At 49.8% G+C, this 18,909-nt stretch carries 17 protein-coding genes; 5 read left to right on the top strand and 12 right to left on the bottom strand.

From position 1 onward, the window contains the following. Positions 1–85 precede the first annotated feature (85 nt). Positions 86–634: a response regulator transcription factor gene (locus ACTBZS_RS01880; protein ID WP_460430644.1), complete on the bottom strand. Its 549-nt coding sequence runs from the start codon at positions 632–634 to the stop codon at positions 86–88. Further along, positions 627–1,874, bottom strand: coding sequence for an ATP-binding protein (locus tag ACTBZS_RS01885; protein WP_463043114.1), 1,248 nt, complete (start codon positions 1,872–1,874; stop codon positions 627–629). Before ACTBZS_RS01885 ends, ACTBZS_RS01880 begins: the two co-directional genes overlap by 8 nt. 191 nt (positions 1,875–2,065) lie before the next feature. Here ACTBZS_RS01885 and ACTBZS_RS01890 point away from each other — a divergent pair, with 191 nt between their 5' ends. Continuing rightward, entirely contained in the window at positions 2,066–2,851 is a 786-nt protein-coding gene (locus ACTBZS_RS01890) for a TIGR00266 family protein (RefSeq protein ID WP_460430642.1), read from the top strand. A gap of 333 nt (positions 2,852–3,184) precedes the next feature. Here the strand turns inward: ACTBZS_RS01890 and ACTBZS_RS01895 are convergent, their stop codons facing one another. The 4 genes from ACTBZS_RS01895 to ACTBZS_RS01910 form a co-directional block, all read right to left on the bottom strand. Continuing rightward, complete coding sequence (locus tag ACTBZS_RS01895; RefSeq protein WP_463043115.1) at positions 3,185–4,558, bottom strand: HlyD family type I secretion periplasmic adaptor subunit; 1,374 nt, start codon at positions 4,556–4,558, stop codon at positions 3,185–3,187. A gap of 49 nt (positions 4,559–4,607) precedes the next feature. Next, entirely contained in the window at positions 4,608–6,797 is a 2,190-nt protein-coding gene (locus tag ACTBZS_RS01900; RefSeq protein WP_463043116.1) for a peptidase domain-containing ABC transporter, read from the bottom strand. Continuing rightward, complete coding sequence (locus tag ACTBZS_RS01905; protein WP_460430629.1) at positions 6,794–8,572, bottom strand: peptidase domain-containing ABC transporter; 1,779 nt, start codon at positions 8,570–8,572, stop codon at positions 6,794–6,796. The genes ACTBZS_RS01900 and ACTBZS_RS01905 overlap by 4 nt, the downstream gene beginning before the upstream one ends. 98 nt (positions 8,573–8,670) lie before the next feature. Beyond that, complete coding sequence (locus ACTBZS_RS01910; protein ID WP_463043117.1) at positions 8,671–9,615, bottom strand: glycosyltransferase family 2 protein; 945 nt, start codon at positions 9,613–9,615, stop codon at positions 8,671–8,673. 62 nt (positions 9,616–9,677) lie between these two features. Here ACTBZS_RS01910 and rfbB point away from each other — a divergent pair, with 62 nt between their 5' ends. The 3 genes from rfbB to rfbA are packed head-to-tail and all read left to right on the top strand — an operon-like array spanning position 9,678 to position 12,527. Continuing rightward, positions 9,678–10,742 (top strand): dTDP-glucose 4,6-dehydratase, encoded by a 1,065-nt coding sequence (rfbB, locus tag ACTBZS_RS01915; protein WP_463043118.1) that lies wholly within the window; start codon positions 9,678–9,680, stop codon positions 10,740–10,742. Next, on the top strand, positions 10,732–11,637 hold the full coding sequence (rfbD, locus tag ACTBZS_RS01920) for a dTDP-4-dehydrorhamnose reductase (RefSeq protein WP_463043119.1): 906 nt from the start codon (positions 10,732–10,734) through the stop codon (positions 11,635–11,637). The genes rfbB and rfbD overlap by 11 nt, the downstream gene beginning before the upstream one ends. Before the next feature lie 17 nt (positions 11,638–11,654). Next, positions 11,655–12,527 carry a glucose-1-phosphate thymidylyltransferase RfbA gene (gene rfbA / locus ACTBZS_RS01925; protein ID WP_460430625.1) on the top strand — a complete coding sequence of 291 codons (873 nt, stop codon included), beginning with the start codon at positions 11,655–11,657 and terminating at the stop codon, positions 12,525–12,527. Positions 12,528–12,624: 97 nt separating this feature from the next. On the opposite strand, the gene ACTBZS_RS01930 is transcribed toward rfbA, so the two are convergent. The 6 genes from ACTBZS_RS01930 to ACTBZS_RS01955 all read right to left on the bottom strand — a co-directional run bounded on the left by ACTBZS_RS01930 (position 12,625) and on the right by ACTBZS_RS01955 (position 17,912). Continuing rightward, the gene (locus tag ACTBZS_RS01930) at positions 12,625–13,413 is read right to left on the bottom strand and encodes a thiazole synthase (RefSeq protein ID WP_460430646.1); all 789 of its coding nucleotides are present in this window, start codon (positions 13,411–13,413) and stop codon (positions 12,625–12,627) included. A gap of 68 nt (positions 13,414–13,481) precedes the next feature. Continuing rightward, positions 13,482–13,685 carry a sulfur carrier protein ThiS gene (thiS, locus tag ACTBZS_RS01935; protein WP_460430647.1) on the bottom strand — a complete coding sequence of 68 codons (204 nt, stop codon included), beginning with the start codon at positions 13,683–13,685 and terminating at the stop codon, positions 13,482–13,484. Positions 13,686–13,704: 19 nt separating this feature from the next. Continuing rightward, entirely contained in the window at positions 13,705–15,822 is a 2,118-nt protein-coding gene (locus tag ACTBZS_RS01940; RefSeq protein WP_460430680.1) for a RelA/SpoT family protein, read from the bottom strand. An 82-nt stretch (positions 15,823–15,904) separates the two neighbouring features. Beyond that, positions 15,905–16,108 carry a DNA-directed RNA polymerase subunit omega gene (rpoZ, locus tag ACTBZS_RS01945; protein WP_022654181.1) on the bottom strand — a complete coding sequence of 68 codons (204 nt, stop codon included), beginning with the start codon at positions 16,106–16,108 and terminating at the stop codon, positions 15,905–15,907. Between the two features lie 47 nt (positions 16,109–16,155). After that, entirely contained in the window at positions 16,156–16,779 is a 624-nt protein-coding gene (gene gmk / locus ACTBZS_RS01950; RefSeq protein WP_460430648.1) for a guanylate kinase, read from the bottom strand. A gap of 221 nt (positions 16,780–17,000) precedes the next feature. Beyond that, complete coding sequence (locus tag ACTBZS_RS01955) at positions 17,001–17,912, bottom strand: glutamate/aspartate ABC transporter substrate-binding protein (RefSeq protein ID WP_460430597.1); 912 nt, start codon at positions 17,910–17,912, stop codon at positions 17,001–17,003. Positions 17,913–18,096: 184 nt separating this feature from the next. Here ACTBZS_RS01955 and ACTBZS_RS01960 point away from each other — a divergent pair, with 184 nt between their 5' ends. Continuing rightward, positions 18,097–18,891: a DeoR/GlpR family DNA-binding transcription regulator gene (locus ACTBZS_RS01960; RefSeq protein WP_022654687.1), complete on the top strand. Its 795-nt coding sequence runs from the start codon at positions 18,097–18,099 to the stop codon at positions 18,889–18,891. The last annotated feature ends 18 nt before the right edge of the window (positions 18,892–18,909 follow it).

The following is an 18,909-nucleotide window of genomic DNA, read 5'->3' on the forward strand; positions in this document are numbered from 1 at the left end:
CAGAATCTCTGCAGTATATCACCACGCCGATTGTTGAAAACCTAGGCTATATCGAAATGTAATAATTTGGTCATGGCGGGAAAAATCAGCGCGAGACGGGTTTTTTCGCCAACATCCGCTGTAAGGTACGGCGGTGCATATTGAGGGCGCGGGCGGTGGCGGAGATATTGCCATCATGCTCCGCTAACACCCGTTGAATATGTTCCCACGCTAAACGGCGGACGGACATTGGGGCTTCAGGCGCGGCTTGTTCTGGGTTGGGTTCGGGATCGTCTAAGGCGTGCAAAATATCGTCAGCACTCGCCGGTTTGGCCAAATAATTGTCAGCACCTAATTTGATTGCATCAACAGCAGTGGCAATGCTGGCAAAACCTGTTAAGACTAAAATTTTGCTTTCGGGTAATGCTTCACGCAGGCGCGGTAATAGACGTAGCCCACTGTCACCAGCCAAATTTAAGTCTAGTACCACCCGTTCTGGCAGGTGTGGTGGTGGCAAATCCAGCCATGTTTCTACTGCGCTGGCACTGTGTAAACGCTCCACCGGCCAACCACGTCGTGCCAAAGCACGAACCATCAAATGACCAAAACTTTCGTCATCGTCAATCAGCAGCAAATAGGTTTGATGTTCAGACATGTTGACTTCCTTCTTGTACTGGCCACGGTAGCTTTACCGTTGCTAACACGCCTCCACCCTGACGATTCACCAAACTGACTTCTCCACCAAGACGTTCAAAACTGGCATGCGCCAAAAATACGCCAATTCCCATGCCGTCAGGTTTATTCGAACGCATTGGCTGTCCTAATTGGTTGAGCTGTTCTTCACTGAGGCTAGGGCCTCGGTTCGCAATTGTGACCTCTAACCAGTTAGGTTGCCATTCAGCGGTCAATGTCACGGTTTCTGATGAGGCATCCACAGCGTTATTGAGCAGATTCAGTAACGCGGGGGCAAACGTCGGGTCGAGGTGTCCTGTGGGGGCAGTGTCGAGTCGCAGTGTGGTCGTAATATGGGCATGTGGCCGCAGACTTGCCCAATGTTCTAAGATTCTGCCAAATTGTGTTGCTAAAGACTCTATGATGGGTGGTTGGCCGTTGACCTGCTCTGCCAATCGCATCAAAACCCGTTTACACGTATTAACTTGTTCTGAGGCCAAAGCCAAGTCTTGCTCTAACAAGGGATACTGTCCTGCATAATCCAGCTGCATTTCATCTAACAACAAGCGCAAAGTAGAAAGAGGGGTACCGAGTTCATGAGCAGTGCCAGCGGCTAACGTACCAATGGCGAGTAACCGTTCATCGCGCAACTGTGCCTCACGCATGGCAGCAATTTGCTGTTCCCGTTGCCGTAGTTGTGTTGCCATTCGTAGTAAGAGTGCGGTGATTAAAATCGCTGCGAGGCCAAATGTGGCCCACATTCCCAGAAGATGAATCCGGAACACAAATAATGGATCACCTGGGATGCCAGGTAATGGGAGGTAAAACCACATTAAGAAGCTATAGACCGCCACCGCCCACGCCACAATCAACCATGCCAACCGAGGCGGTAACAACACAGCGGCAATCGCCACAATCAACAAATAAAGCGTCACCACCGGATTACCGGCACCACCAGTAAAGAACAATAAAATGCCTAAAGCGCCGACATCCAAGCACAGTTGAAATGCCAACTCAAAGGCATCATGATGTAATCCTGCTTGGGTTGTTCGCCATGATAGATAGACATTGAGCGCAGTCAGGCCACTTAAACACAACACCAACGGGACGACAGGTAGTTCAATCCCCAAGCCACCGAGCGCAATCGCTAAGCCTAGCGCTGCTACAATAATAAAACCCCACCGTAGCCGAACCAGTTGTGCGAGCTGTGCCGAGAAATGCATGGTGAAACCATCTGCAGAGGAAAAAGAGGCAGTGTAACACTGAAAAAAAAGCGCAGGATGGAGCCACCAATCCTGCGTAACCTTGGAATAACAATGTGAGAAAAAGTATAACGTACTCTGTTATACCTATCCTGCGGCACATTGACGCATCGCATTAAACAGCACATCAAAACCATCGGGAGCTTCTGAATATGAGTATGGACGTCATTGACTTTGAGATTTACGGCGATGATATGCAATTCGTCGAAATTGAGCTCGACCCGAACGAGGCAGCGGTGGGGGAAGCCGGTAGCATGATGTATATGGAAGACCATATTCGGATGGATACCATTTTTGGCGACGGTTCAGCCCAGCAATCTGGTGTATTTGGTAAGTTGCTTGGTGCAGGAAAACGGTTGCTGACGGGTGAAAGTCTGTTTACCACTGTTTTTATCAATGAAGGTAACCAAAAACGTAAAGTGGCTTTTGCTGCATCCTATCCAGGCAAAATTATCCCTGTGCATCTGTTAGAGCTGGGTGGGATGTTGTATGCACAAAAAGACAGTTTTTTATGTGCGGCTAAAGGCGTCAGTTTGGGCATCGCATTTCAGAAAAAACTCGGTGCCGGCTTGTTTGGTGGCGAAGGCTTTGTGATGCAAAAACTCGAAGGTGATGGTTATGTGTTTATTCACGCAGGTGGAACACTGTTAGAACGTCAACTCGCGCCCGGTGAAAAAATCCGCGTCGATACGGGTTGTGTGGTGGCGTATCAGCCAACGGTAGATATGGATATTCAATTTGTCGGCGGGGTGAAAAGTGCGCTCTTTGGTGGTGAAGGGCTATTCTTTGCCACGCTCACCGGCCCTGGGCATGTGTGGTTACAATCGTTACCCCTGTCACGCCTCGCTGACCGTATTGTCGCAAGCGCGCCTAGCCTTGGCGGTAAGCAACAAGGCGAAGGTTCGGTATTAGGTGGCATGGGAACAGGACGTTCTTAGACTACATTCCAAGTACACATTTGAACTGCGCTTGTGTTCGGCAATTCTTAGCCGACACATAGCCGCAGCTTTGGCAGGTGGGGCTGGTATTTTAGGTATGTGGGATAAGTAGCAGAAAGCCTAACACACAGCAAAAAAAATCCCCCGCAGGATAACCATGTGGGGGAAAACACGAGGAAGAAACATCAAAACACGTCACGCTGTGGGCACAGCCAGTATTAGGGCAACAGCAGTAACCAGTTCAGAAAACATTCTATGCCTCGCTTAAGCTGAAAGCTAATCATAAAATCTGATACCCGGTTATCAGGTTTATCTATGTTTCTTCCTAGTGCGTTAACGTTCAGAAAAAGCCTGTTGTGCAATCAATTGCACAGGGCGGAACAGATATTGCAACAGAGTCTTTGAACCAGTTGTGACATCGGCCTGCACGGTCATGCCTGGCGCAATGGTATGGGCAGGATCGATCCCCACGTAGGTTTTTTCCAGCTTGACCTGAATTTTGAAATACGGGTTGTTACGTTCATCCATAAAGCTGCCAGGCAAAATATGTGACACCTTGCCCTCAATGCCACCAAACCGCGAAAAATCATAAGAACTGACTTTAATCGTCACGGGATCATTCACACTAATTGCGCCAATATCGCGTGGCTGAATCCGTGCCGTCACATACAAATTGCTGTCAGTTGGCATGATTTGCATGATTTCCGCACCGGGGGCAATCACACCCCCGACGGTATCAATCATCACCGTTTTCACAATCCCCGACACTGGCGACACAATTTCTGAGCGGTCAACACGATCCTGCTGTTTGTTTTTCACTTCCAACAACTGTGCCAACTCCACCGTGGTGGCGTTGATTTGTGCTAACAACTCGCGGCGGCGGTCGGCTTCCATCTCGGCCAAACGCTCTTGTGCCTCGGAGCGACCCAATTGGGCACGGTGAATTTCATTATTCAGGCGGTTGAGGTCGGTACGGGTGTCGTTTAATCGCCGCTCGGCATCTAACGACTGCAAACGCGGGGCATAGCCTTGTTCACTCAGCGAACGACGGGAATCGTATTCCTGACTGAGTAATTGCCGTGAGCGTTCAAGGTCACGGACTTGTTGTGACAAGGTACGCACTTCGGCATCGCGTTGTCGATATTGTTCTTCCAACACATCACGTTGTTGTGCCCGCGCATTGACTTGACCTTCCCACAGGCCGTACTGCGCTTCTTTCATCAGCTCGGGCGCATCAGGAATTTGTGAAAAATCCGGTTTACGTCCATCTAGCACCGCCTGCATTCGTTCTAAATCCAAACGCAAACCCAACTCGCGCATCCGTGTTTGTTCACGGTCGGCCTCAACAGATTTTTTTTGTAAACGGGCCAATGTTTGCCCTTTTTTCACAACTTCACCGGGCTGGACTTTGATTTCTTCCAAAATCCCCCCTTCTAGGTGTTGGATACGCTGCATTGATAAATGCGACATCACCTCACCAGGAGCATGGGTGACTTCATCCATTTCTGCCACGGATGCCCAAGCAACAAAAATCAACACCAAGGCAAACGCAACGAAGATAGTTTTTAACACTGCCGCAGGGGCAATGATTTCTTCTAATAACAGCGAATGTGCTAACAAACGTTGTTGCTTAAACGTCGCTCGTCGACGTTCAAAGCCGGACATTAAACCGTCCCAACGCTTACCTAGCCAAGAAAATAGAGCCATTGTTGCCATCCATCACAAGCAAAAGGTTAATCAACAAGTCGGCAGTGGATTACAAGAACCCCGGAGGCAACTTCGGTAATACCAATTCTGGTTTATCGTTCAACACCAATTGACCGGCTTGTAACACCAGCAAACGGTCAGCAGAACGCATGTGGGCTGGGCGGTGGGTCACCATAAACACCGTGGTTTTACCGCGTAGCTCATCCAGCGTTTGCATCAGTGTGGTTTCGCGCTCCGAGTCCAAACTGTCAATCGCCTCGTCAAACAGCAAAATGCCGGGTTTGCGCAGATACGCCGAGGCAATAGCTAAACCCGCATGTAGCACGGCTGGTAACTGTGCCGAGCGTTGATCACCTACACGATGGTGATAACCTTCGGGTAGTTGTTCGATCAGCTCGTGTACCCCTGCTTTGCGAGCCGCCTCTTGTAGATCAGACATTGAGGCGGTGGGGTCGGCAAGGCGTAAGTTTTGCGCGATGGTGCCGTAGAACAGCGAAAAATCCTGTGGCACATAGCCGATGGCTTTGCGTAAATTGATCGGGTCGCGTTGCCGCAAATCGATATCGTCAATGCGAATGGTCCCCGCCTGAGGTTGGTAAATCCCCAAAATGGTTTTGAGCAAGGTTGATTTTCCTGCCCCGTTCGGGCCAATCACCGCGATACGCTCACCCGGTTTAATATCAAAACTGACCCCCAACAACACCGGATCAAGGTCGTTGGCGTAACGCATACTGACCCGTGAGAAAGCGACACGGCCTTGTAACTGTGGCACCGTATTGCCATCGTTGCGGTCGGGTTGTTCTTCAATCCGCGCTTGCATAAGTTGGTTGACTTGGCGGGTACCTGTACGAATCTGCTCCAATCGATTCAGAATGGTGAAACCAGATTGTAACGGTGTCAGCACGCGCCAAGTGAGGGTCATAATGGCGATTAAGGCCCCTACCGTTACCGTGCCATTCATAATCCCCAGTGCACCCATGCCAATGGTAATCACCCCCGCCGTGATCATAATGCCGTAGCCTAAGGTGCTGATGATGGCATTTAACAAGGCAGACTTATAACCTGCCATCGCGGCTGCGCCCGACAATTCGCGGTAGCGATTCAGCCACACGTCGGTGATACTCAACGTCCGCAAGGCGCGCATTTTGGTGATCGTTTCAATGGCAAACTCTTGCCGTTGTGAGGTCAATTTGCTGGATAACGCGGTGTTGCGGCTAATCATCGGTGCCATCAACAGCGCAATCAGCACATACAGCACGGCAGCAATCAAGGGTACGACGGCCAACCAACCACCAAGCAAAGCCAGCGTGATGATGAAGATGATCGAGAACGGCAAATCCAACATCGTCATGGCGGTATGGCCAGAAAAGGTATCGCGCACAAACTCGGCATTCCGCAGGCGCATAATCTGCGCCCCCAACTTACTACGTTCAGTGGCCAATAACGGTAGTTTCATCATTTGGTTCATCATCGAACCACTGACCAATAAATTCAGCCGCACCCCGATATGTGCCAGCATGTGGCCGCGCCGTTCACGCAACCACACTTCGGCACACACGGCCAAAATTGCCCCCGACAGCAGGGCCAGTAGGGAAAGGTACGATTTCGACGGAATAATTCGGTCGTAAATCGTCATGGTGAACAGCGGTGGCACAATCGCCAGCATGTAAATAAAGAAGGTGTAAATGGCCACCTGTGCTAACACCGGACGGAAACGCGCCAAGACCAAAGACAACCATTGACCACTGGCAGCCGCATCAGCTAATTCTTGGTGGTTTTCACGGGAGGAAAAGAAATACACCATTCCACCATACCGGCGTGGGTCGATGTCAATTTCTCGCCCTTGTGCCACATCATGGACACGCCATAGACCGGGGAGGGCCGTTTTTCCAGATAATAAAACGAACACCTCACCGTTGATGCCCTCAAATAAACAGGGCAATAAACGATGGTCAACATCAGCTAAACGATTGACTTCAAGGCGGGTACTGACATAACCCAGCAGCGCCATCACATTACAGAGGCGATCAAATGTCAGCCGATCGGCAAAGTGAGGTAAGGCCTCGGCGACAGCACGGGCTTCGCCTTGCCAACCGAGGGCATCAAGCAAAACAGGCAAGCTCAGGGCAACTTCATCGACCTTGCCCAATTGATCCAAGGCAGTACGAATTGCATCGTGGCGCGCTTGGATTTCATGCTCCTTAGACGGAGGCAGGGTTAAAACAACGGAAGACGTCATGGTGTGGTTTGCTTAACTGGTGCGGCGGCAGCCGCAGGTGCATTAGGCAATGGGGGTAAGGTGAAAGGATGCAGCCGTCCCCCTTTGAGTTCAAATGTGCGATCGGCGACGCGCAAGAGTGAAGGACGTAATGACACCATAATGAGCGTGACATGGCCTTTTAGCTCAATCATCAGGTCACGCACCATCGCATCACCCGTCCCATCCAGCGCGGTATTGGCCGCATCAAACAGCAAAATTTTTGGGCGATCAACCAATGCCCGCGCTACCGCAATGCGCTGTACCACCCCGTTGGGTAATACCATCGATGATCCGGGGCCAATACGGGTTTGATAGCCCTTGGCGAATCGACTCACCACCGCATCTAATCCGACCCGTTTAGCTAATTGCAGTGCAAATTCTTTGTGCTCTTTATCGCGGAAGAGGGTGATGTTTTCTAAAATTGTTCCTTCAAACACCACAGCGCGTTGTGGCAAAAAGGCAATCCGACCGCGCAAATCAATGGGGGAAAATTGTTCTGGGCACACACCATCTACGAATACCTTACCTGTACTTGGTGTTAACAAACCATACATCAGCGCCAACAGCGTGGTTTTTCCTTCCCCCGCCTCGCCACGAATGCCGATGGCTTCACCCGCATGCACTTGTAAGTTGACTTCCTGCACAATCCACGGCTCTTTTTCACCAAAGCGGAAACTCAGATTTTCTACGCTCAGTTGGCCGCTCGGTGCAGGAATTTCTTCATTCTCTTGTGTTGTTTGGTGTGCATAGGCAACAGGTAACTCAAAAGTATGTCCTGCTTTTTCACGGTAGATATGAGAACGTTGTAACTGGACCCACATCCCCATTGCCCGTTGTAACGGCTGTAAACCACGGTTGGTCAACAGGCTACAGGCAGCCAAGGTACCGATACTGATTGAGCCATTCATCACACCAATACTGCCACCTGCAGCGACGAGAATCATGGACGATGTGCTAAAGGCTGCAGATACAGTGGAAGCACGTACACTGAGTAAGCTTGACTGGTAGTCATACATACAGTTGGTTTCTGACAGGCGTTCGTAGCGCCGCATCATAATATCTTCCAACCCTTGAGCCTTAATGGCTGATAAACCCGATAGCAGTTCCAAGATAAAGTTGTAGCGGCGTTCTTGTGCAAGCGCGCTGTCTTCTAATGTTTTACGCAACAGACGGCGTTGAATTAACGCTGCCAATAAGACCAAACTAAACAATCCGACTGGAATTAAAGCTAGCCAACCGGCAAGGTAGATAATCATGCCAACAAAGATCAACACAAACGGCAAATCGGCCAACACCACAGCGACCTGACCAGAGAAAAAATCTTTCAGAGAACCAATACTCTGTAAGTTTTCGAGATGACTACCGGCGCCGGTTTTTTCAAACGCTCGCATATCCGAGTTAAGCAAGTGTTCTGTTGCGCTACATGAGAGCACATGTTCGTACTTGGCACCGGTCCATGCGGTCAGTGCCGAACGTGCTAATGTCAGAATGCTTTCAGCAATTAAGGCCGCTCCCACACCCAAGGCCAGCATCAACAAAGTCCCTGTTGATTGGTTTGGAATAATGCGGTCATACAGTTGCAAAATCGCTAATGGTAGGGCTAAAGACAAGATATTGAGCGACAGCGAAGCGAGGAGAGTGTGTCTATTCTCTCGCAGCAAAAAGCGCACCGCGATTCGATCTGCCAATAACAGGTGAATTGCAGTGTTTTTTATGCTTTTGTTTTGTTCGGTATCGAATTTTTTTTGGCTCATACCAAATGAATTTTTCAAAAAGAAAACAATATTGGCCAACAGATTGTTGGCCTTGCGGCCATTATGACACAGCTCATTAAATTACATACTCAAAACGATCAAGCGTTGGATGACCAAAACCGCCGGTGCATTGACAATCTTTGACACAGCGATCGAGGAAGACGTTGATAAGATTGTCCAAGGCGGTAGCCAATATATTTCAACACCGTTCGCGCAGCAGCTTCAGGCAGCCGCCATGCCTGATGTTGCCACAAATATGCCCACTCCGAACGCACAAAACGTGCCCCCTCGCCCTCGGCAGCACCAAACTCACGTTTTAGCCATGCCGCTTGTTGGTGAAACACACCAATATCAAAATAGCGGCTCATTTCTTGCCATAGGGAGTAGTCATGGGAATGGAATACTTGTGCTTCAGCACAGTAGGCAATGTCGTGTCCTGCCAACACCAAACGGCCGCCAACCCACGCATCTTCTCCCAAAATAATTTGGGCTGGAAAGCCGCCAACCTCTCGCAACGCGCTTTGTCGATAGGCAGCAAAACTGTTCGACATGAAGCTAGCCTTAATCCCTTGCTGTGGAATGCTGGCGCGGCTTTGCCGGCGGCTGGTGGCAGGGTAGTTAAATAAACGGGCATGTGCACCCAAAACGCCTGCCCCGGGGCGGGGTAATTGTCGCCCATAGGCCGCACCTACGCTTGGGTCGTTGAAAGTTTGCCGCAAGTGCCATAAAGCCTCTGGGTTGGCAAACCACGCATCTTGTGTCAGATACACCACAAAGGGATAGCGTTGTAAACAATCAGCCCCTTGTTGGCGTGTTGCACCATGATTGAAATCGCGGCTGTCAATGTGTTGCACAGTAAAGCCTGCCGCGCGTGCTGCCTCGGCGGTGCCATCGTGTGAGCCAGAATCGATGACCAACACTTCGGCTGGGCGATAACGCAAGCGCTGATAATGATCGATCCATTGCAGCCAATCTTGCCCTCCCTGATAGGTTGGTACCATTACAGCAACATCAGACAAGGTGGTAGGTGCAGACAAAGACATGTTCAAATCGCTGATTAGGCAAGGGCTTGTGAGTATAATCGTTGTTTTTTATCAATTGAGGATTGCACGTGATTCTGGTGACAGGTGGTGCGGGCTTTATTGGCAGTAATTTTGTCTTAAATTGGTTAGCCAACCAGCAAGAAGCGGTGGTGGTATTGGACAAACTGACCTATGCCGGCAATCCAGATAATTTGGCCCACTATCAAAACGACCCACGTTTACAGCTCGTGGTGGGAGATATCGGTGATCGAACATTGGTGGATGCGCTGTTATCACAACATCAACCCCGTGCTGTGCTGAACTTTGCGGCAGAATCGCATGTGGATCGCTCTATTCACGGCCCAGCCGATTTTATTCAAACCAATATTGTCAGCACCTTTTCCCTACTGGAGAGCGTACGCGGCTATTGGCAAACGCTAGCAGAACCTACTCGTCAGGCTTTCCGCTTTTTGCATGTTTCGACGGATGAAGTCTATGGTTCTTTAACTGATGTTGCCCCCGCTTTCACCGAACAACATCGTTACGAACCAAATAGTCCCTATTCTGCCAGTAAAGCCGCCAGCGACCACCTCGTTCGCGCTTGGCATCACACTTACGGCCTGCCAGTTTTGACCACAAACTGTTCTAACAACTATGGCCCGTATCATTTTCCTGAAAAACTGATTCCGTTGATGATTTTAAATGCCCTCAACGGCAAAGCGTTGCCAGTGTATGGTGATGGTAAAAATGTGCGTGATTGGTTGTATGTGGTCGATCATTGCCGCGCCATTGAACGGGTATTGGCGGCTGGGCAAGTGGGTGAGACATATAATGTCGGCGGTTGTAATGAAAAAACCAATCTGGAAGTGGTACATACCCTGTGTGACATCTTAGATGAGCTGCAACCTCGAGCCGATGGTGCGAGCTATCGTGAGCAAATTCGCTTTGTGCAAGATCGCCCGGGGCACGACCGCCGCTATGCCATTGATGCCAGCAAAATCATCGATCAACTGGGGTGGAAACCACAAGAAAGCTTTGAAACCGGCATTCGTAAAACCGTGGAATGGTACTTATCCCATCCGGAATGGGTGGAAAAAGTGCAAAGCGGTGCCTACCGTGAGTGGTTAGGGAAACAGTATGCCGAATAATTTTCCTCGTATTGTACTGTTGGGCGCTCATGGTCAAGTAGGGCATGAATTACAACGCGCTCTCGCCTGTGTTGGTGAGTTACACAGCCTGACACGGGCGCAGCTGGATATCTGTGACAGTGTGACACTGCGGCAAACGCTGAGGGATCTGGCGCCTGATATCGTCGTTAATGCTACCGCATGGACTGCCGTTGATAAGGCAGAAAGTGAAGTTGATGCTGCTTTTGCGGTCAATGCCACTGCGCCGCAGGTGATGGCAGAAACTTGCGCTGCATTGGGTGCGGTGTTGGTGCATTATTCAACCGATTATGTATTTGATGGACAACACAGCACGCCCTATCGCGAAAGCGATAGCCCCGCCCCACAATCTGTCTATGGCCGTAGCAAATTGGCGGGTGAACAAGCCATTTTGGCCTCAGGGGCAAAAGCCCTGATTTTCCGTACCAGTTGGGTGTATGGCGACTTTGGCGGCAATTTTGTTCGCACGATTTTACGTCTTGCTCGTGAACGCAAAACCTTATCCGTGGTAGCCGATCAAATTGGTGCGCCCACGGCGGCTTCGTTGATTGCAGATGTCACAGCGGCTGTGCTGCGGCAACTGTGGCAATGTCCTGAGCAAGCCGCATGGGGCGTATTCCATCTGACGGCCAGCGGTGCGGTATCGTGGCATGCTTTTGCCTGTGAAATTGTTCGATTAGCACAACAACAAGGGGCCAGCTTGGCATTGGATGCCGCAGCGATTGCGGCAATTCCAAGCAGCGAATATCCGGTGCCGGCCCCACGCCCAGCAAACAGCCGCCTCGACTGCCAACGGCTACAACAACACTATGGTATCTATCTGCCTTCGTGGTCACACGCTTTGCCGGCTGTTGTTCACTCACTTCTGCGACAATAACGATTTTGGAAACCACCATGACAACTCGCAAAGGGATTATTTTGGCCGGTGGCTCTGGCACACGGCTCTATCCCGCTACTATTGCTGTTTCAAAACAGCTGCTACCGATTTACGACAAGCCAATGATTTACTATCCGCTGACCACCTTAATGTTGGCGGGGATTCGTGAGATTTTGATTATCTCCACACCACAAGACACACCACGTTTCCAACAACTCTTAGGCGATGGCAGTCAATGGGGGATTCAGCTGCAATACGCAGTGCAGCCAAGCCCTGATGGTTTGGCACAAGCGTTTATTATTGGTGAATCTTTTATTGGCCAAGACAGCTGTGCCTTGGTGTTAGGCGATAATATTTTTTATGGCCATGATTTCACTGGGCTGTTGACCTCGGCAGCCAAGCAAGAACAGGGCGCGACAGTTTTTGCCTATTTGGTCAACGACCCTGAGCGTTATGGTGTGGTGGAGTTTGATGCTGCTGGCCACGCCATCAGTATCGAAGAAAAACCCAAGCAACCTAAATCACGCTATGCCGTGACCGGTTTGTACTTCTACGATAACCGTGTTGTTGATATTGCAAAATCGATTCGCCCTTCAGCACGTGGTGAGTTAGAAATTACCGATGTGAATGCAGTGTATTTGCAAGAAAAACAGCTAGATGTACAAGTGATGGGGCGTGGCTATGCTTGGTTAGACACTGGCACGCATGAGTCGATGTTAGAAGCAAGCCAATTTATTGCCACAATCGAACACCGCCAAGGCCTGAAAGTCGCCTGTCCAGAAGAAATTGCTTGGCGCAGTGGTTGGATTGATGACGCTCAACTGGCTACCCTAGCCGCACCTTTAGCAAAAAATGGCTACGGTCAATATCTACAACGCTTGCTCAGTTAAAGCCATAGGGCGGTTTTGCGACACGGAGTGAAGCAAACCGCCAAGGTTACCCCATCTAGGTTGGCTTTTTTTGTGCGGCTTTTTAATTTAACCGTGACTAATTCTTTCCAATCACCCCACTGATGGGAGAGCTTGGGCTGCCGTGGTAGAGTTTTTTCGGCACTCGGCCAGCTAAAAATGCCTCACGCCCTGCTTCAACAGCTAATTTCATAGCACGAGCCATTTGAATAGGACGTTGTGCCCCAGCGATAGCGGTATTCATCAAAATCCCGTCACAACCAAGTTCCATCGCAATGGCCGCGTCGCTGGCAGTGCCAACACCGGCATCAACCAAAACAGGGACTTTGCTTTGTTCGATAATCAACTGTAGATTCCACGGGTTAAGAATCCCCATACCCGAGCCAATTAACGACGCTAACGGCATAATGGCACAACAGCCAATCTCTTCCAGCTGGCGGGCAACAATAGGGTCATCCGAGGTGTAAACCATTACATCAAAACCCTCTTTTACCAACACCTCTGCTGCTTTTAATGTCTCTAAGACATTCGGAAACAGGGTGTTAGCATCGCCCAACACTTCCAACTTCACGAGCTTATGACCATCTAACAACTCCCGCGCAAGGCGCAGGGTACGGATCGCTTCTTCTGCGCTATAACAACCTGCCGTATTGGGCAACAGCGTATAGCGGTTGGGCGGCAGTGCATCGAGCAGGTTCGGTTCGTCTGGATTTTGGCCCAAATTTACCCGCCGGATGGCAACCGTCACAATCTCGGTACCAGAGGCCTCTAACGCCGCTGCTGTTTCTGCAAAATCTTTATATTTCCCCGTCCCAACTAACAAACGTGATTGATATTCTTGCCCTGCAATTCTTAAACAATCTGCCATAGTCATGTCTCTATTCTAAAGTCCGGTGAGTGGTGGCTCGCCACCTTACTGCAGTTTAATCAGGACAACTAGCCACCGCCGACGGCAACCACAATCTCAAGCTGATCGCCGTGTTGCAATTCGGTATGGGCATGTTGACTGCGCGGAACAATATCGCCGTTGCGCTCAACAGCGATCCGTTGTCCGGGTTTTACCCACTGGCTTAAAGCGGCTTCCAATACGGTACCGATAGGAAATTGATGGGGTTGTCCATTGATAATGACGTCAATCACAGTCATTCCTCTTAAAGAATCATAATCGTGCTGCCCGCACCACGGCAGCCTGACGTTGAATATTGGCAATTACCTCACCAAGATGGGCCAAGCCTTCAACTTGTAAGCGGAAGCGGATTTGCACATACCCTTCTCCACTATGGGCATCCTGCATATCCACGCTTTCGATATTGGCGGACGATTCGGTAATGGCTGCTGCCACCGCCGCCAAAGCCCCACGCTCGCTTTTTGCTAACACACTGACTGGCACACCAAATAGTTTGGGTTGTGCCAATTCCCATTCCATATCAAGCAACTTTTCAGGGTCGAATTTTTGGATATTGGTGCAATCATGGCGATGGATCAACAAACCTTGTCCCTTGTTGACCACACCAACAATCCGATCGCCGGGAATGGGGTTACAGCATGGCGAGAATTGCAAAGAGGCGCCTTCATTACCACGAATCGCAATCGGCCCGACACGCAACGGCTCGCCGGAGGTTTCACCTGCTAATTCTAATAAACGGCTGGCCACCACCACCGGTAACAATTTACCTGTGCCAATATCCGCTAAGACATCTTCAAAATCGTTATTGTGCTCGGTGTGCTCGCGTAGGTATTCCTGCCAAACGGGCTCGGGCACAATAAAGTGTTTACCTGATAAAGCATGTAGCGATTGTCGCAACATGCGGCTTCCCAGCTCCACCGCTTCCCCACGGTGCATCCCCTTGAGGAAATTACGAATATGACTGCGGGCACGACCACTGGCAACAAATCCCAACCATGACGGATTGGGATGAGCATGTGCGGCAGTCACAATTTCGATTTGATCACCGTTTTTCAGCTTGGTACGCAGAGGGACTAAGGTGTGATTCACCTTAGCTGCAATACAGCGATGGCCAACATCGGTATGAACGGCATAGGCAAAATCAACCGGTGTTGAGCCTTTCGGCAACACCATAATTTTACCTTTGGGGGTGAAAACATAGACCTCATCAGGGAATAAATCGACTTTGATATGTTCCAGAAATTCAATGGCATCGCCCGATTCGGCTTGAATGTCGAGGATATCTTGTAACCACTGATGGGTGCGTTGCTGTGCTTGGTCGATGGAGGCATTACCCGATTTATACATCCAATGGCTGGCTACGCCGGTTTCGGCAATACGGTGCATTTCATGGGTACGGATTTGAATTTCAATCGGGGTCCCGTAGGGACCGAACAAAGTGGTATGTAGCGATTGGTAGCCATTGCCCTTGGGAATGGCAATATAGTCTTTGAATTTACCAGGGATGGGTTTAAATAGTGCGTGTAGTACGCCGAGGGCAAGATAACAGCTCGGGGTATCGTCTACGACGACGCGAAAAGCGTAGATGTCGAGCACTTCCGAAAAAGACAGGTGTTTTTCCACCATCTTTTTATAAATACTGTAGAGATTTTTTTCACGACCTTTAATAACCGCTGGTAACCGCGCTTCGGCAAGACGTTGTTCAATACTGACTAAAATTTTGCCAACTAATTCACGGCGATTGCCTCGGGCGGCTTTCACTGCTTTGGCTAAGACTTGATAGCGATTGGGATAAGTGTGTTTAAACGAGAGATCTTGTAGTTCGCGATACACTTTATTGAGACCAATTCGATTGGCAATCGGGGCGTAAATATCCAGCGTTTCTTGCGAGATGCGCTGTCGTTTGTCGAGGCGCATGGCATCTAACGTACGCATATTGTGCAAGCGGTCGGCCAATTTCACGATGATGACGCGGATATCTTGCGCCATTGCCAACACCATCTTACGGAAGTTTTCTGCCTGTGCACTTTCTTTGGTTTGATATTCCAAGCGTTCAAGCTTGGAGAGTCCATCGACTAAATCGGCAACAGTTTCACTAAAGTGCTCAGCTAGGGTGATTTTGGCTACCCCAGTGTCTTCCATGACATCATGCAGCAGCGCAGCTGCCAAACCTTGAACATCCAACTTCCACTCGGTCAGAATACGAGCAACCGCAATCGGATGCGTAATGTAGGGTTCACCGCTTTTGCGGGTTTGTCCATCATGCGCTTTATGACTAAAAACAAACGCTTCGTGTAAGAAGGTTAAGTCGTCGGGGGGAAGATAGGTGGAGGCTGCTTCCATCAAATCTTGAACGGCTGCCTCGACCATCGCTGCATAGTCGATGCAGGGCACTTCGGTTGAGGATTCAGAATGGGCCACGGTATTTCCCCCTTATGGTGCGCCGATACGCTTACGCGCGTCGGTCTAGCAGTTCACGTCCCACCTGACCGGCTGCGATTTCGCGCAGGGCGGTAACAGTGGGTTTATCCCGACCCGACTCAACTAACGGTGTGGCACCGTTGGCTAATTGGCGGGCACGCCAAGTGGCGGCGAGGGTGAGTTCAAAGCGGTTTTCGATGCGGGCTAAGCATTCGTCAACAGAAATTCGTGCCATGAGAGTCTTCTCCAGATCAATAGGGGCTTAGGGTGGCCACGGCCAAGTTAGCCGTTGCTTTGCATGGAAGCAATTTGTGTGGCGCGCTTTTGTAGCTGTTTTTTAGTACGCACTCGCTCGGCACGCACAATGCTGACAAGATCGTGTACTGCGTGGTCGAGTTCTTCGTTAATGATGATGTAATCGAACTCGGCAACATGGTCGATTTCTGACCGAACAATCGCCATACGATGCTGAATCACTTCTTCAGAATCTTTTCCACGCCGACGCAAACGTTCTTCTAATGTCTCGACTGAAGGGGGAAGGATGAAAATGCCAACCGCTTCAGGAAAGACTTTGCGAACTTGTTGCGCGCCTTGCCAATCGATTTCTAACAGAATATCGCGACCTGTGCTCAGTTGTTCGCGAATCCAACGCTCGGATGTCGCATATCCATTGCCATAGACTTCGGCCCATTCCAGAAAATCCCCACGGGCTTTCAGCTGGTCGAAGCTAGTGCGATCGACAAAATGATAGTGCACACCCGGAATTTCGCCATCACGTGGCGCGCGGGTGGTATAGGAAACCGACAGTTGGATTTGTTTGTCTGCCGCCAGTAAGGCCGCTACGAGGGTAGTCTTACCTGCACCGGATGGCGCAGTGACCACAAAAATATTGCCAGTTGAATTCATGTTCTCAACATCCGTGCGCGTATCACGCCAATGTTGCAGCGTAGCATAAACCGGCGATCCCGTGAAACTTGCCACGGTAACATATTGTTAATACAAGTTAACCGTATCCAAATTGAGATATTTTCTGTGCTAAACACTTACTATTTCTTCGCTGACAAAAAGGGCGAGCCTTATGAGCTCGCCCTAAGACAGCATTAAATACAGAAGAGGCAGGAATAGGATTACATCTGCTCTGCCGATTTGTCGGTTGGTTTGGTGATGAGTTGTTTCAGTTCATCGCTCATTGGGAAGTTCAGGTTCAGGCCTTTAGGTGGGATGGGCTGTTGGAACCACTTGTTATAAATCTTGTTGATTTCACCTGATTTGTAAGTGGCAACGATGGCATCATCCACCACTTTCTTAAAGGCAGCATCGCCCTTACGCACCATACATCCATAGATTTCAAACGATTGTGGCTTACCGGTGACGACCCAGTCAGCAGGGTTTTTCGCCTTCGCCATTTCACCGTATAACAGTGCATCGTCCATCATAAAGGCAACAGCACGGCCCGATTCCAGCATCAAGAACGATTCACCGTGATCTTTTGCACTGATGATGTTCATGCCCATTTCTTTCTCGGCATTCATGGTTTTCAGCAACCGCTCAGAAGTGGTGCCGGCAGTGGTGACAACGTTTTTGCCCTTCAAATCAGGAAAATCTTTGATGCCAGAGGTTTTCTTGGTCAACAAACGGGTGCCGATTTCAAAAATCCCCACCGAGAAATCAACCTGTTTTTGCCGTTCTACGTTGTTGGTCGTCGAACCGCATTCGAGGTCAACGGTGCCGTTTTGCACCAGCGGAATACGGGTTTGAGAGGTGACCAGATTGTATTTGACTTTCAAGCTAGGCAGTTTCAGCTCTTTTTTCAGTGCTTCAACCACTTTCAGTTGCAAGTCGTGAGAATAGCCAATCGGTTGGGAAGGATCGTTACCGAGGTATGAGAAAGGAATCGAGGCATCGCGGTGGCCCAAGACGATGGTGCCCGAGTCTTTGATTTTTTTCAGTGTACCGGTGTATTCAGCCGCTAATGCTGGCGTGGATAACAAAGCCGCTGCCACAGCAGCGCCGATCAGACGAACAGAAAAATAACGCATGGGTAAGACTCCTGACGTGAGGGAGAAGCAAAGCTTAACACGAGCTGTTTTTGCATCGTCAATTCATTTTTGATTGACCCTATGATCGCAAACGAAAGCACTGCAACATAATCCACCTGATTTGCCGCCTTTTCGCTTTCGTGTTAAAACAAAGCCCCAAAATTTTGTCAGTTTGGTTGCCACTATGAATCGTTTGCCTCGTCACGAAGAAATTCTCAAGCTTGTCCGTGCTAGTGGCTTTATGCCTATTGAAGAACTTGCCCGCCGCTTAGATGTGACGCCCCAAACCATTCGCCGTGATATCAATCAACTGTCGGAAGAAAATCTACTGCGGCGTTTTCATGGTGGGGCGGCATTAGGGCCAAGCGTGGAAAATGAAGAATACGCCACCCGCAAAGTCAAAAACCAAAACGAAAAGACCCGCATTGCTGAATTATTAGCAGAACATATCCCAGATGATGCCTCTTTATTTATGAACATTGGCACGACCATCGAAGCGGTAGCGAAAGCCTTAATTGTGCGGCATCAACATCTGCGGGTGATTACCAATAATATCCATGTTGCATCTATCCTGACACGGCGGCCTGATTTTGAGGTGATCATCACCGGCGGCGTGGTGCGCCCGAAAGATGGCGGCATTACGGGGGTGGCAACCTTGGACATGATTGAACAGTTCAAGGTGGACTATGCAATTGTGGGGGCTTCAGGCATCGACAGCGATGGCACCTTGCTCGACTATGACTATCGTGAAGTGCGGGCGGCGAAAGCCATGATGAAAAATGCCCGCCAAAAATGGTTGGTGGCAGACTCCAGTAAATTTGGCCGTAATGCCATGATGAAGCTCTGTCATATCGGTGAACTCAATGCCCTGTTTACCGATGACTACCCGCCTCCTGAGCTGTTACCGATGTTGCAAGAACATAATGTACGGGTCTATGTGCCGGGGCAAACACTGGAAACCCTCGACGACGAGGATTAAACTGAGTCGTTTTTGGGT

It is taken from the genome of Aquaspirillum sp. (assembly GCF_055136605.1).

What these genes read in the sequence shown, in the direction of transcription:
- ACTBZS_RS01880 (WP_460430644.1), bottom strand. Translation starts at nt 634, where the DNA reads ATGTCTGAACATCAAACCTATTTGCTGCTGATTGACGATGACGAAAGT.
- ACTBZS_RS01885 (WP_463043114.1), bottom strand. Translation starts at nt 1,874, where the DNA reads ATGCATTTCTCGGCACAGCTCGCACAACTGGTTCGGCTACGGTGGGGT.
- ACTBZS_RS01890 (WP_460430642.1), top strand. Translation starts at nt 2,066, where the DNA reads ATGAGTATGGACGTCATTGACTTTGAGATTTACGGCGATGATATGCAA.
- ACTBZS_RS01895 (WP_463043115.1), bottom strand. Translation starts at nt 4,558, where the DNA reads ATGGCTCTATTTTCTTGGCTAGGTAAGCGTTGGGACGGTTTAATGTCC.
- ACTBZS_RS01900 (WP_463043116.1), bottom strand. Translation starts at nt 6,797, where the DNA reads ATGACGTCTTCCGTTGTTTTAACCCTGCCTCCGTCTAAGGAGCATGAA.
- ACTBZS_RS01905 (WP_460430629.1), bottom strand. Translation starts at nt 8,572, where the DNA reads ATGAGCCAAAAAAAATTCGATACCGAACAAAACAAAAGCATAAAAAAC.
- ACTBZS_RS01910 (WP_463043117.1), bottom strand. Translation starts at nt 9,615, where the DNA reads ATGTCTTTGTCTGCACCTACCACCTTGTCTGATGTTGCTGTAATGGTA.
- rfbD (WP_463043119.1), top strand. Translation starts at nt 10,732, where the DNA reads ATGCCGAATAATTTTCCTCGTATTGTACTGTTGGGCGCTCATGGTCAA.
- rfbA (WP_460430625.1), top strand. Translation starts at nt 11,655, where the DNA reads ATGACAACTCGCAAAGGGATTATTTTGGCCGGTGGCTCTGGCACACGG.
- ACTBZS_RS01930 (WP_460430646.1), bottom strand. Translation starts at nt 13,413, where the DNA reads ATGGCAGATTGTTTAAGAATTGCAGGGCAAGAATATCAATCACGTTTG.
- ACTBZS_RS01940 (WP_460430680.1), bottom strand. Translation starts at nt 15,822, where the DNA reads ATGGTCGAGGCAGCCGTTCAAGATTTGATGGAAGCAGCCTCCACCTAT.
- rpoZ (WP_022654181.1), bottom strand. Translation starts at nt 16,108, where the DNA reads ATGGCACGAATTTCTGTTGACGAATGCTTAGCCCGCATCGAAAACCGC.
- gmk (WP_460430648.1), bottom strand. Translation starts at nt 16,779, where the DNA reads ATGAATTCAACTGGCAATATTTTTGTGGTCACTGCGCCATCCGGTGCA.
- ACTBZS_RS01955 (WP_460430597.1), bottom strand. Translation starts at nt 17,912, where the DNA reads ATGCGTTATTTTTCTGTTCGTCTGATCGGCGCTGCTGTGGCAGCGGCT.
- ACTBZS_RS01960 (WP_022654687.1), top strand. Translation starts at nt 18,097, where the DNA reads ATGAATCGTTTGCCTCGTCACGAAGAAATTCTCAAGCTTGTCCGTGCT.